Genomic DNA, 12,141 nt, shown 5'->3' with positions numbered 1-12,141 from the left:
GCACGCTGGGGCCAGCCTCACCCGTGGGAACCGGGATAAACAGGACCGGCCGCCCCAGGGGTGGTGGGCGGCCGGTCCCGCGTCGAGTTCTAGTGGTGGTGGGGTCGGGTGCGGAGGCCGTAGCCGTAGGGGAAGAGAGGGTGGTAGTTGCGGTCGCCTATGTTGATGGGCTCCTGGGCTTCGCTGCTCGGCCAGGTCACCGAGAGCTTGCCGGTGAACTGGCGCTTGCCGAACAGGACGTCCGCGACGCCCGCGCCCTCGCTGCCGGGCAGCCAGGACATGACGAACGCGTCCGTCTTGGACAGCTGGTCGGTGACGATCTGCGGGCGGCCCGCGACGTCCAGGACGACGCACGTCCTGATCGCGCTGCACACCTTGTCGATGTTCGCCTTGTCGGCGTCGGACAGGTTCAGCGTGTGGCCGTTGCCGACGTCCCCGACACCCTCGGCGTACGGGGTCTCGCCGACCACGACGATGCCGACGTCACTGCCGGACGTCGGCGCCGACGCGTCCTCGCTGTAGGTGACGTGGGACGAGTTCTGCTTGATCCCGTCCAGGATCGTCGTGCCGGGGATGATGTCGCCGGACGAGCCCTGCCACGTGACCGTCCAGCCGCCGGCCTGGTTGCCGATGTCGTCGGCGTTGATGCCCGCCACGTAGATCCGCTCGTTCTTGCGCAGCGGCAGCGCGTGCCGCGAGTTCTTCAGCAGGACCTGCGACTTGGCGACGGCCTCCCGCGCGACCGCGCGGTGCTCGGGCGACCCGATCGTGCCCGCGAGGCTGCGGTCGGTGTACGGGTGCTCGAACAGGCCGAGCTCGAACTTCGCCTTCAGGATGCGGCTGACGGCGTCGTCGATCCGCGACGTCTTGACGCGGCCCGCCTTCACCTCGGCGAGCAGCGTCTCGACGAACTGCGGGGCGCTGTAGGGCTCCATGAACATGTCCATGCCGGCGTTCACCGACGTGCGGACCTGCGTGGCGTAGTCGCCGGGGATCTGGTGGATGGCCTCCCAGTCGCTGATCAGGAAGCCGTCGAAGCCGATCTTCTGCTTGAGGACGTCGGTGAGCAGCTCCTTGCTGGCGCTCATCTTGACGGGGTTGCCGACGCCGTCCTCGGTCCAGTCGATGCTGGAGAACGACGGCATGATGCTGCCGACGCCGTACTTCTTCACCGCGACGACGTAGGGCGCCAGGTCGACCTTCGCGAAATGCTTGCGGTCGGTGACGGTCACGCCCTGGTCGATCGTGTACGTCCCGCTGGTGGACGACCCGAACTTCGTGTCGCCGTCACCGGCGTAGTGCTTGGCCGTCGCCAGGACGTGCCGGTTCGTGGCCAGGTCGCCCTTGCGGCGGCCCTCGAAGCCCTCAAGGCCGGTCTCCATCTTGATGACGAGCCCCGGGTCCTCGCCGAAGCTCTCGTAGGCGCGTCCCCAGCGCAGGTCGCGGGTGACGCAGACGCAGGGCGCGAACGCCCACTGGGGTCCGGTCGCCTTCGTCTCGATGGCCGTGATCTGCTCTTCCTTGCGGACGAGGCCGGGGTCGCGGGTCGCGCCCATCGCGATGTTGTGCGGGAAGACGGTGGCGCCGACGAGGTTGTTGTGGCCGTGCACGGAGTCGACCCCGTACAGCAGCGGGATCTTCAGCCGGGTCGCGAGCGCCTTCGCCTGGTAGGCGTCGACCATGTCGGCCCAGCCCGCGGGGGTGTTGTCGGCGGGCACGGAGCCGCCGCCGGACAGCACCGATCCGAGGGCCAGGCTCGTGATCTGGTCGCGGTCCGCGTCGATGGCGCCGCGCTCGGCCTGCGTCATCTGGCCGACCTTCTCTTCCAGCGTCATGCGGCCGAGCAGGTCGTGCACCCGCTGCGCGACGGGCAGCCGCGCGTTCAGGTACGCGGCCTGGGGCCCGGCGGCCTGCGCGGGCTGCGCCGCGATGGCCGGCGGGAGGGCGGCGATGGTCGCGAGCGCGACCAGTGACCGCCCGATCCGGGTGGTGAGGACACGTCTGTGGGAGTGTCGCAAGTCGTCCCTCCTGGGTCGCTTTCCGAGGACGCTCGCGCACGGCCCGGCGGACCGCGCGCGCGGCCGGGCGCCGGGGTCATGGCTCGCCCGGACGGCCATGACCCCTGCGCCGGCGACGTCGTCACCCAGGAACCTCTCCCGCGTCCGCGCGGGCTGTCAACGAGCCCGCGGGCGGCGGGCCGCCGCCGGGCGGAAACTGCGGAAGAGGGGTTGACGCGGACTAAATTCAGAAGTTGAATCATGGGCCAAACAAAGCCGGTCGGGCGGGTGGGGGCCACCTGGGGCCCCACCCGTCCGACCGGCATGCGTTGAGCCGCGCGATCCCGGACGAACCACCCGGCCCATCCGGCACCCGTGACCACACCCGGCCACCGGCATCCCGCCGGGGCGTCCAGGACGGGCGCCCGGCCGGCCGGCGGGTGAGCGATCTAACGGCCGGTCGGACGCGCCGCCATCCAGGGTGGTGCGGTTTCCGCCCTACTTGGCGGGACGGTCGCGGTCGCGATCCGGTCCGCGCCCGTGCTCGGCGCGGGTGCCGTCGTCGCGGGTGACCTCGATGCGCTCCTTGCGGAGCTCGCCGCGAACGGTCTGCTCGTCCTGCACCTGCTCGGTGCGGAACCGGACCCGCTCGACCGGGACGGTCTCCTTGGCGATGACCGGACGCTCCTCGTAGAGGATGATCTCCTGGTCGTCCTCGGAGATGCTCACCTTGGCGTCCGGCCGGCCGCCCGCGATCGGCTCGCGGTCGATCTTGATCTCCTCGTGCGAGACCGGGATCGTCCGCTCGACCATCTCGGTCTCGACCCACTTGTGCACCCGGACGCGGCCGGACTCGTGCCGCTCGGTGCCGATGCGCATCTGCTCCTCGGACCGGGTGATCTCGGTCATCGGGGCCTCCGCGCCCGCGCGCGCGGACTGCGGCGGCGTCGACGTCCGCCCGGCGCTCTGGGCGCTCGCGCTCGCCTGGCCGGCGTCCGCATCGCGCTTGCCCCGCTCGGGGCGTACGGCCATCCCGGCGGCGCCCGCCGTGCCGGCCGCACCGGCCGCACCCGCGGTGCCCGCGGTCCCGGCGGCCCCGGCGGTCGTCTTGCTCTCGGCGCCGGTCATGCCGCTGTCGCCGGTCGTGCCCGCCTCACCGCCGGTGCGGCTGCCACCCGGGGGACGCACGCCGTAGTGCCGGTACAGGTCCACGATCTGCGCGTGGGACAGGTGCTCGTCGGCGTCGACGTTCGGGGCGCCCTTGATGGTCTCCTTGTCGTACGGCACCTGCAGCATGTCCTGGCTCTTGCGCGCCCCGGACAGCGGGACGAAGCTCTCGCGCATCCCGAACCAGCCGGTGTGCACGGTCACCCACTCCGGGCTGCCGGAGTCGTCGTTGAGGTAGACCTGCTTGACCGTGCCCACCTTCGTGCCGTGGGTGTCGGTCACGCTCATACCCATCAGTTCCCGCACCTGTGTCTGCGTCTCCACGGTGAACACCTCCGTCTTCCGTGAACGCTCCCGGACGGCGGGGGGCGGGGGGAGGTGGTGCCCGCCACTCGGTAGCGGTGTTCTGTTGATCCCGAGTTGCCGGAATACCTCCTGCTTTTCCGTACAGGGACGCTATAAACGCGTTTACGTGATTATGGTGAACGATTTACCGAACACTTACGCCGGGCCGCCGGGGCGCCGCCGGCCGCTCTTACCGCAAACACCCACAATGCGCCGCATTCACGAATGGCATTCCTTTCGACATGGTGATCATTTTAGTCGGCGGCGGTTTTCCTCTCCCCGGTACGCGCGAAGAATGCGAGGGACGCTCCCACACATCGGAGAACCGAAATGCGTGACTTTCCACGGGCGGCCCGGCGCGGGGCGACCGCGTCCGCCGCGGTGACCGCCGCCCTCGCGTGCGCGGCCTTCGGCGGCACCGGCACCGGCACCGGTGAGGCCCGGCGCTCGCCGGCCTGGTGCAAGCCCGGCGGGACGCTCACCGCCCGCGCGATGCCGCAGCGGGTCAAGATCACCGACTGCGATCTGCGCGGCCGGACGGTGCGCGGCTCGAACGGGCTGTCCGCGGTCGTCCCGTCCGACGGGACCTCGCTGGTGGCGCACGCGCTGCGCACCGACGGCGCCGCCGAGCTGCGCATCGGGGTGGACGCCCGGGCCGGCGAGATCACCATCGCCACCCGGAGCGGCCGGGACCCGCAGGGCCGGCCGCGCCACTTCCGCGCGGCGGCCGCCGCCTGCGACGACGGGGCGCACCGTCCCGAGTCGAGCAAATGGCCGAAGGGCACGACCGTCCAGTGGCGCTACAGCCCGGGAACGGCCGGGCTGCCGAGGGACCCCATCGCCAAGGGCATCGCCAACATGGTGAATGCCAACACTGACTGCACCGACGCGAAGAAGTTCACGCCGCCACCGGACATAGGCGAGAACTACGCCGGCCAGAGCGACCAGGGGCCCAACGTCACCGGCGCCGCGGCCTGCGGGAAGCGGGACCAGGCCAACACGTTCGGATGGCTGGCCATGCCGGACGCGGAGAACGACGTCCTCGCGGCGACCTGCACCTGGTTCAACGGCGCGACGACGGTCGAGACGGACATGGCGCTGCAGACGCAGGGCAGGCGGTGGTGGACGAGCGGGACCTGCCCGGCCGGAAGCTACTCCGCCGAGGCGGTCGCGACGCACGAGGCGGGCCACGTCCTCGGCCTCGCCCACATCGAGGGGACCGAGCACGCCGAACTGACGATGGCGCCGGCCGTCGCGTCCTGCGACGACGGGCCCGCCACCCTCGGCAAGGGCGACTACGACGGGCTGATCGCCCTGTACGGCGGACGCTGAACGGCACCGAGCCGCACGGCGCCGTCCAGCGTCCGGCCGCGGGTCAGCTCTTGCGGGCCCGTTTGCCGACGACGACGAGGCGGCGCCGGTCCGAGCCCTTCGGCGTGCAGGTGATGAGCGTGACGTACTCGCCGTCGGGCGCGCTCGCCCGCTTGAACGGCACGGGTTCCAGTGCGCGCCGGTCGGCCGGCTTGATGACGCGCTTGGTCCGCACCGTGTACACGTAGGACTTCCGGCCCACGCGCAGCACGATCCGGTCGCCGCGCCGCATCTTGTCGAGCTTGTTGAACGGGTGCAGGTAGGTCGTCCGGTGGCCGAGGAGCACGGTGTTGCCCTCGTGGCCCGGGAACGCCGTCCCCGGGTAGTGGCCGACGCCCCGCTGCAGCACCGACCTGCCGACCCCCTGCCGGACGGCCATCGACAGGCGCATCCGCTTGATCCGAATGCGCGCGATCACCGACCCCTTCTCCGGACGCGCCGCGGCGGCGGCCGCCGGGGCCTCCGGGGCCGACGCCGAAGCACGCGCCACCGGGACGCCGGCGACCGGCAGCGCGCAGAACGCGGCCAGGGCCGCCGCGCAGAGGGACTTCCGGTCGAGCATGGTGCCATCTCCCTCGCTGTGATCCTGCCGGACATGGGGCTGCCTGGTAGGAGGCTGTGTGGCATGAGGCTGTGTGGCATGAGGCAGGGGCGGCACGTCTGCCGCCCCTCCTCCGCCGTTCATCGGCCGCGGATCGTCACCCCCGGCCGACTCGTGCTCAGCCGACTCGTGCTCAGCTAAGGACCGGCGAGCCGATCGTGACGGGCTGGTCCTGCATCGGCGACTGCGGGCCGATCTGCCCCGGGGTGACGTCCACCCCGGGCACCTTCGCGGTCCGCTTGAGCGAGTTCACGAAGTCCTGGACGGCGGGTAGGCCGTCCGCGCTCCGGTAGTTCGGGCCCGCCGCGCGGGAGCCGTCCGCCCGCAGCGTCGACGGCAGCTTCTTGTGCTTGGCGGCCGGACGGTGCTTGGACGGCTTGTAGACCTTCTTCTTCGGCGGCGTCCGCAGGGTGGGCGGCATCTCCTCGTCGCCGCCCCCGACGGTCGCGCCGCCCTTGCACTGCGCCTCCGCGAGGCCGAGCACCGCGACGGCGTTGCCGCACACGCTGATCGGGGCCTTGATCGGGATGTAGACCTGGTTGCCGTTCAGCAGCCCGAAGTTGCCCGTGCTCTGCATCTTCACGTCGGGGTCGCCGGCCCGCTTGACCGACGCGCCGCCCTTGCACTGCGCCTGAGCGGCGCCGAGCACCGCGACGGCGTTGCCGCACACGTCGATCGGGAGGCTGATCGGCGCGTACACCTGGTTGCCGTTGCCGATCCCGAAGTTGCCGGCCGTCTGCATGTCGACCTTGTGGCCGCCGCCGCCCCAGCCGCCGCCGGAGCCGCCCCAGGCGCCGCCCTCGCGGTAGCCCGCGTCCATCGCGGAGCCGCCGGACCGCTCGGCGGAGACGCTGGCGCCGCCCTTGCACTGGGCCCGGCTGAGCCCGGCGATCGCGATGGCGTTGCCGCACACGTCGATCGGGATGCTGATCGGCGCGTACACCTGGTTGCCGTTCAGCAGGCCGAAGTTGTTCGACGACTGCATGTTGACCTTGTCGTGGCCGCCGTCCCAGCCGCCGCCGTACATGGTGGCGGCGTTGGCCCCGGTCGTGGAGCCGAAGGCGGCTCCGGCTGCGAGGGCGCCCGCGGCCACCAGGGCCGCGCGAGCGGTGTTCTTTGCCCACATGCGCATGATGTGTTGCTCCTGTCGGTTGCTTGATTCGGTGAATCGGTGGTGAGCGCTGCGCGGCACCATCCGGGTGAGCGCAGCCGTGGCAGCGGCCATGCGCGGCCGTTGCGCGTTGAGGAAGGTTCGATGAGCCGGGCGGGCGGCGTGCGGCATGCACGCGGGCCGCCGGGAACCGGCCGTGCGCGGCCGGGCGGAGGTGGTTAGTCGGGGACGACGGACGGGCCGACGGGCGCGGCAACGTCGGTCAGCGCCGTGCGGAGGATCGTCCGCCGGTCCACGGCGGGCGGGGCCGCCGGGTACCGCCCGCTGAGCAGGTCGGCGGCCGCGGTGAACGGGTGCCCGGACCCGGAGCCGCTGGTGCGCGGGCCGTCCTGACCGGACGGCAGCACGGGGCCGGGCGCCGGAGCGCGCCGGTCGCCGTGGCAGCCGGGGCAGGCGTCGGCGTGCTTGCCCGCCGTGCCGTGCGCGGCCGTCGCGGGAGCGCCGGCGGTGCGGTGGCCGGGCGCGGCGGCGGAGGCCGCCTTCTGCCGCGCGTGGCCGGTGCCCGCCTCGTCCTGTGCCTGCGGGCGCTCGTGGGCGTCCGGCAGCAGGACGGAGTGGGAGTCCGTCACCCGGTGGACGAGGCCACCGATGAGGGGACGGTTCGGCCGGACGTCCGCTAGCCGTACGTGCGGGACGCCGGCGTCGTCGGCCAGCTTCCGCACGTGGCGGACGGCCTGGTCCTTGCCGTCGAGAACGTCCTGCTGGCGGGACCGCAGGTAGTGCACCGGGTGGTCGCCGAGTTCCCGCGTGCCGCGGGAGAGGGCGTCCGCCGGGTCTCCGGTCTGCCAGGCGTGGTCGAACGACAGGTGCCGGAGTGCGGCCGGGCCGCGCAGTCCCGGCTCGTCCTGGTGCTGGACGTCCTGCCGGGGCGCGGGCCACGGAGCCTGCTCCGCCGCGTACGCGGACTCCGACAGTGCGGAGAGCGCGATCCAGCCGGCGATCGCGAAGCCCGCGACGGCGAGGAAGCGCACGAGGACCGGGACGAGGGCATGCCGCTGCCGACCCTGCGGGCGATTCGCCTCGCGCTGGATCGGTTCGGGCTCCACTGCCGGTTCTCCTTACCGCCGTCGCCGTGCTCGGGTCCGGTCTCCTGTTCCGGTCGGCATGAACGTAGCACCGCGATGCGAACGGTCAAGCGCCATTGTTTTCGTCTTCCGGCGTGTCTCCGGATCATTTACCCGCGCATGAATTCGGCTTTGTCGAGGCTCGGTTTTCCACGGCCGGACATGCACTTTGCCGGATTTCAGGCTTTTGCCGTTCCTGTTGGCTTCTCGCCGGTGCACGGCCGCCCCGCCCGGCCACCCGCCCGGCCACCCGGCCCGGCCCGCGTGCGACACCGCCCGTTCATCCGATGGCCCGGAGAAGTATGGCGGACGGTATCCGGTGCGCTACATTCGGTGAACGGACGGTCACGACCGCCGCCCGACCGAGGAGCTTCCGATGATCGACCCCTCGTCCGCCAAGGCGCGGCTGCGACCCGCGCGGCGGCATCGCCCGCACCGCGAAGTCGGCCGCTTCGTCACCCGAAGCGACGTCCAGCTGCTCATCCTCTCCCGCGTTCCCCCCGGTCAGAGTGCCGGCGGCAGGCGCGGACGGTCCCGTGCCTGGACGCTGTACTCGCGCCTGGAATGGGCCATGGCCACCGCCAGGGCCGAACGCGCCCGGCGCCGGGCGCGGCCGCCCTGGGGCTAGCAGGCGGGCACCCGCGCGGTGCCCGCCTGCCGGAGGAGAATTCTTCAACCGCGCGGGCTCACCGCTCCGGCATCTCCGGCTCCAGGACGCTCGCCGGCACTCGCGCGCGGGGCGTCCGCCGGATGATGTCGTGCGCGATCCGCCGCGCCGCGAAGTCGGCGCCGTGCACGAACCGCATGACGGGCCCGAACGTGGGCGCGGCGGCGAGACCGGCGAAGTAGAGCCCGGACGTGGACGCCTCGAAGTCGCGGCTGAGCAGCGGCGCGCCGCCGGCCCGGATCGCGATGCGGCCGCGCAGCTCGGGCGCGAGCAGGGCGAGCCGCTCGACGTCCGGGACGTACCCGGTGGCGGCGATGACGTGCTCCACCTCGCTGACCAGGCGGCGCCCGGCGCGGTCGGTGGTGGTGACGTCGATGCCGTCGTCGTGCTCGACGGCCTTGGCGAGGTGCCGGCCGGTCGAGACGCGGATCCGCTCGTCCAGCCGGTCGCGCAGCCACCACGCGCCCGCCGGCGGCAGCGTCTCGCGGACGATCCGCTGCCGCGTCCGGTCCGGCAGGTACCGGACGAGCCCGGGCCGCTCCGCCCACAGCCACGTCCGGTAGCCGGTGCCGAGCCCGGACCGGGGCCCGCCGAGCGCCTTGGCCCGCAGCGGCCGGGTCTCCGCGGGGACGGTGTTCCAGTCGAGGACGCGCCGCCGCGCGAGCAGGTGCGGGTGCGCGCCCGCGTCGGCCAGCAGCACCGCCGTCTCCAGCGCGGACTGCCCGGCGCCGACGACCGCGACCTCCTTGCCCGCGAACAGGCTGAGGTCGCTGTGCGCGCTGCTGTGCGAGACGAGCCACGACGGCATGCCCGCCAGCTCGTCCGGGATGTGCGCGAACGGGCCGACGCCCACGGCGACGACGACGGTCCGCGACGCGATCGTCTCGCCGGTGGACACCGTGACGAGGTATCCGGCCGGCCCGCCCCGCTCGACGGTCACGACCTGCGCGTCCTCGATGCCGGCGACGGCCTCGGCCGCGAACCAGCGCCCGTACTCGACGAACGTCTCCAGGGGGATCGGGTGCCCGACCCGCCAGTCCGGGTGCCGGTCGGTGAACCGCATGCCCTCCTGCGGCGCGCCCAGGCTGGACGCGAACGGCTCGGACTTCAGGTACATGCCCTCGGGCATGTTCGCGTCCCAGAACCGCATCGGCTCGCCGATGACGCGGACGTTCAGCCCGACGTTCTGCAGGTAAGCGGCGGTCGACAGGCCGTAGGGCCCGGCGCCCGCGATGACGACGTCCGTGACCGAGTCGCTCATGTTCGTTTTCCCCCGTGTGGTCGTGTGTTACCTGGTGCGGAGCCGCTCGACCGCGCGGAGCGCGCTCTGCCCGCCCATCGCCAGGAAGGGCGGCAGGTCGTCTCCGGCGTACCAGGCGAACTCGTCGGCCTCCCGCAGCGGGCGGAGGGCCTCCCGCAGCGCGGCCGGGCGCGGCGCGCCGAGGCGCCGGGGGCGCCGCGCCGACCGCTGGAGGTAGTGGTTCTCCACCAGCAGGTTGCGGCCCTGCGCCGGGCGCGCCGCCGGGACGGGACGCCCCGACTGGTGGAGGTGCAGGACGCGCGCGAGGTCGAGGCCGTTGCGGTCGGTGAACAGCCGGAACTGCGCGCCGATCCGGGGGTTGAAGTCCAGCAGGTGGTGGACGCCGTCCGCCGCGTCGTACCGGAAGTCGAGGTCGACGAGGCCGCGGCAGCCGAGCAGCCGCACGATGCGGACCGCGAGGCGCTCCAGCTCGGGGTTGTCGACCCACTCCCCCGCCACCGTGTGCCCGGCCTGCGGCGGGTGCGCGAGGTGCTTGCGGCCGGTCGCGCCGAACAGGCAGTCGAGCTTGTCGTCGAAGAAGCCCTGGAAGAACCAGTCGCCGCCGGCCGCCGGGATGCGCCGCTGCAGGATCAGCGGCCCGGCGTCGCCGTCCGGGTCGCGGTCGCGGGTGGCGGCGAACAGCCGGTGCAGGGTGCCGAGGGTCCGCACGAGCGTGGTGCTGCGCATGCCGGGGCCGAGCCGCCACGGCCGGGCCCACTTGGCGATCAGCGGCAGGCCGAGCTCCTCGGCGGCCGCGTCCACGTCGGCGGCCGACTCCGGGGTGCGGCTCGGCGGGCAGTGGACGCCGTGGTTCCCGCAGGCCGCCAGCAGCCGCGCCTTGTCGGCGACGCCGCGCGGGACCCCGGGGTCCTGGCGGGGGAAGACGAAGCCGGACGCGAGCGCGTCCGCGTGCTCGGCGACGAAGATCGCTCCGGCGTCGTCCATCGGGACGAGCAGCGCCGGGCGGCCGATCCGCTCGCCGATCGCGGCCAGATGCGCCAGCAGCTCGGCCGGGCGTCCGGCGGGCGGCGCCCACGGATGCCCGCGGTGCAGGTAGCGGGAGCGGGACGCGGGGTTGCCGCGCTCCTCCATGATCGCGTGCACCGGGACCCCGGCGCGGCCGAGGCTGCGGATCGCGGCGAGCGTCCCGTGGTGGAAGAGGTTGCGGTCGGTGCGCAGCAACAGGACGGGGAGGGCCGGGTCCAGGCGCGTCCTCGTCCGGGCCCGCGTGTCGAAGAACATTCGATCAGGCCCATTCCCTCATAGTGCGGCGCACGGCTTCCCTTCCCGACGGTAAATTTTGTCATCGCCTGCTCGGCCGGCTTTTTCGCGGCGGACGTCCAAGGGCATACGATACGCATGCGAGCTGCCGATATCCATCCAGCCGGGCGGCCTTTCGGACGACCGCGGAAAAGGCCGCTTCCCTTCTGTCCACTCCCTCCCATTCTGGCCGCGTCCGCCATGGCGCTCGTACTCATGGCGTCGGTATTCACGACCTGGACGCAGCCGCGGTCGATCCGGAATTCGACGAAATACGTGCCGTTGGGGGCATTTCTCGGGTCGGGTCCGGAGGGGATCGCGCGGGTGGCCCGGTTCGAGCGCTGGCTCGGCTCCACGGTGACGGTCGGGCGCACCTACCTGCCCGGCGACGACTGGCACGAGATCGAGGGGCCGCGGAACCTGCTCACGGCGTGGGCGCGCTGGAAGGCGGCCGACCCGCGCCGGATGCTGGTGCTCAACGTCCCGATGATGGCGCCGAACGAGGCGTGGGTCCCGGTGCCGGCGCTGGCCTCGCTGCTGCGCGGCGGCGCGCGGGGCACGTTCGACCGCCACTACCGGACCCTCGCCCAGCGGCTCGTCGAGGCGGGTGCGCAGGACACCGTCATCGTCCTCGGCTGGGAGATGAACGGGAACGCCTACGGCGGCCGGTGCGCCCCGGACCCGGCCGCGTGGAAGGCGTACTGGCGGCGGATCGTCACCGCCATGCGCGCCACTCCGGGCGCGCGTTTCCGTTTCGATTTCGCGCCGACGCGGGGCCGCGACGCCATCCCGTGGACGGAGTGCTATCCGGGCGACGACGTCGTCGACATCATCGGGTCCGACAGCTACGACCAGCCGGCGGGCGAGTCGTTCCAGGATTTCGTCAACGAGCCGTACGGGCTGCGCGCGCAGGCCGATTTCGCGGCCGGCCGCGGCAAGCCGATCTCGTTTCCGGAATGGGGCCTGTTCCGCAACTCCGACAACCCCGAATATGTCCGGGGAATGCACGACTGGATCGTGTCGCACGACACCGTCTACCAGTCGGTCACGGACTACTGCCCGCACGGGGTCTGGTCGTGCGGCGGCAACCCGCGGTCGGCGGCCGCCTACCGGGAGCTGTTCGGCGGCGTGACGGCGCCGCCGCCGTCCTCCCCCGGCCCGTTCGCGCCGGCCCCGTCCGCACCGATCCCGGCCACAC

General features: G+C 72.7%; 10 protein-coding genes. 3 read left to right on the top strand and 7 right to left on the bottom strand.

The genetic code is table 11. The features are described from left to right. Positions 1-89: 89 nt before the first annotated feature. A complete protein-coding gene (locus tag E1293_RS37060) occupies positions 90-2,018 on the bottom strand; it encodes a glycoside hydrolase family 3 protein (RefSeq protein WP_243717102.1) in 1,929 nt (642 codons plus the stop codon). Between the two features lie 477 nt (positions 2,019-2,495). Then, the gene (locus tag E1293_RS37055; RefSeq protein ID WP_207939313.1) at positions 2,496-3,488 is read right to left on the bottom strand and encodes a PRC and DUF2382 domain-containing protein; all 993 of its coding nucleotides are present in this window, start codon (positions 3,486-3,488) and stop codon (positions 2,496-2,498) included. Positions 3,489-3,839: 351 nt separating this feature from the next. On the opposite strand from E1293_RS37055, the gene E1293_RS37050 reads away from it, so the two are divergent. Continuing rightward, on the top strand, positions 3,840-4,841 hold the full coding sequence (locus E1293_RS37050; RefSeq protein ID WP_132203134.1) for a matrixin family metalloprotease: 1,002 nt from the start codon (positions 3,840-3,842) through the stop codon (positions 4,839-4,841). Positions 4,842-4,884: 43 nt separating this feature from the next. Here E1293_RS37050 and E1293_RS37045 read toward each other — a convergent pair whose 3' ends face one another. From E1293_RS37045 to E1293_RS37035, 3 genes are all read right to left on the bottom strand, one after another. Further along, positions 4,885-5,442 carry a class E sortase gene (locus E1293_RS37045; RefSeq protein WP_165978559.1) on the bottom strand — a complete coding sequence of 186 codons (558 nt, stop codon included), beginning with the start codon at positions 5,440-5,442 and terminating at the stop codon, positions 4,885-4,887. A gap of 172 nt (positions 5,443-5,614) precedes the next feature. After that, positions 5,615-6,613 (bottom strand): chaplin family protein, encoded by a 999-nt coding sequence (locus tag E1293_RS37040; protein WP_165978558.1) that lies wholly within the window; start codon positions 6,611-6,613, stop codon positions 5,615-5,617. Between the two features lie 197 nt (positions 6,614-6,810). Next, complete coding sequence (locus E1293_RS37035) at positions 6,811-7,698, bottom strand: hypothetical protein (RefSeq protein WP_132203128.1); 888 nt, start codon at positions 7,696-7,698, stop codon at positions 6,811-6,813. A 394-nt stretch (positions 7,699-8,092) separates the two neighbouring features. Here E1293_RS37035 and E1293_RS37030 point away from each other — a divergent pair, with 394 nt between their 5' ends. Then, positions 8,093-8,344: a hypothetical protein gene (locus E1293_RS37030; RefSeq protein ID WP_132203126.1), complete on the top strand. Its 252-nt coding sequence runs from the start codon at positions 8,093-8,095 to the stop codon at positions 8,342-8,344. 58 nt (positions 8,345-8,402) lie between these two features. Here the strand turns inward: E1293_RS37030 and E1293_RS37025 are convergent, their stop codons facing one another. Continuing rightward, on the bottom strand, positions 8,403-9,644 hold the full coding sequence (locus E1293_RS37025; protein ID WP_132203124.1) for an NAD(P)-binding domain-containing protein: 1,242 nt from the start codon (positions 9,642-9,644) through the stop codon (positions 8,403-8,405). Between the two features lie 27 nt (positions 9,645-9,671). Continuing rightward, positions 9,672-10,925 (bottom strand): carboxylate--amine ligase, encoded by a 1,254-nt coding sequence (locus tag E1293_RS37020; protein ID WP_132203122.1) that lies wholly within the window; start codon positions 10,923-10,925, stop codon positions 9,672-9,674. Between the two features lie 342 nt (positions 10,926-11,267). On the opposite strand from E1293_RS37020, the gene E1293_RS37015 reads away from it, so the two are divergent. Further along, positions 11,268-12,141 (top strand): glycoside hydrolase family 26 protein (locus E1293_RS37015; RefSeq protein ID WP_243717100.1); only part of this gene is annotated, 874 nt, incomplete at its 3' end.

The organism is Actinomadura darangshiensis (genome assembly GCF_004349235.1).
GTDB classification, from domain to species: domain Bacteria; phylum Actinomycetota; class Actinomycetes; order Streptosporangiales; family Streptosporangiaceae; genus Spirillospora; species Spirillospora darangshiensis.
The sequence above is the reverse complement of the archived record's forward strand: the minus strand, read 5'-3'. Positions and strand labels throughout refer to the sequence as shown.

Coding starts and splice junctions, on each gene's coding strand:
- E1293_RS37050 (WP_132203134.1), top strand. CDS start 3,840: ATGCGTGACTTTCCACGGGCGGCCCGGCGCGGGGCGACCGCGTCCGCC.
- E1293_RS37020 (WP_132203122.1), bottom strand. CDS start 10,925: ATGTTCTTCGACACGCGGGCCCGGACGAGGACGCGCCTGGACCCGGCC.
- E1293_RS37045 (WP_165978559.1), bottom strand. CDS start 5,442: ATGCTCGACCGGAAGTCCCTCTGCGCGGCGGCCCTGGCCGCGTTCTGC.
- E1293_RS37025 (WP_132203124.1), bottom strand. CDS start 9,644: ATGAGCGACTCGGTCACGGACGTCGTCATCGCGGGCGCCGGGCCCTAC.
- E1293_RS37040 (WP_165978558.1), bottom strand. CDS start 6,613: ATGCGCATGTGGGCAAAGAACACCGCTCGCGCGGCCCTGGTGGCCGCG.
- E1293_RS37030 (WP_132203126.1), top strand. CDS start 8,093: ATGATCGACCCCTCGTCCGCCAAGGCGCGGCTGCGACCCGCGCGGCGG.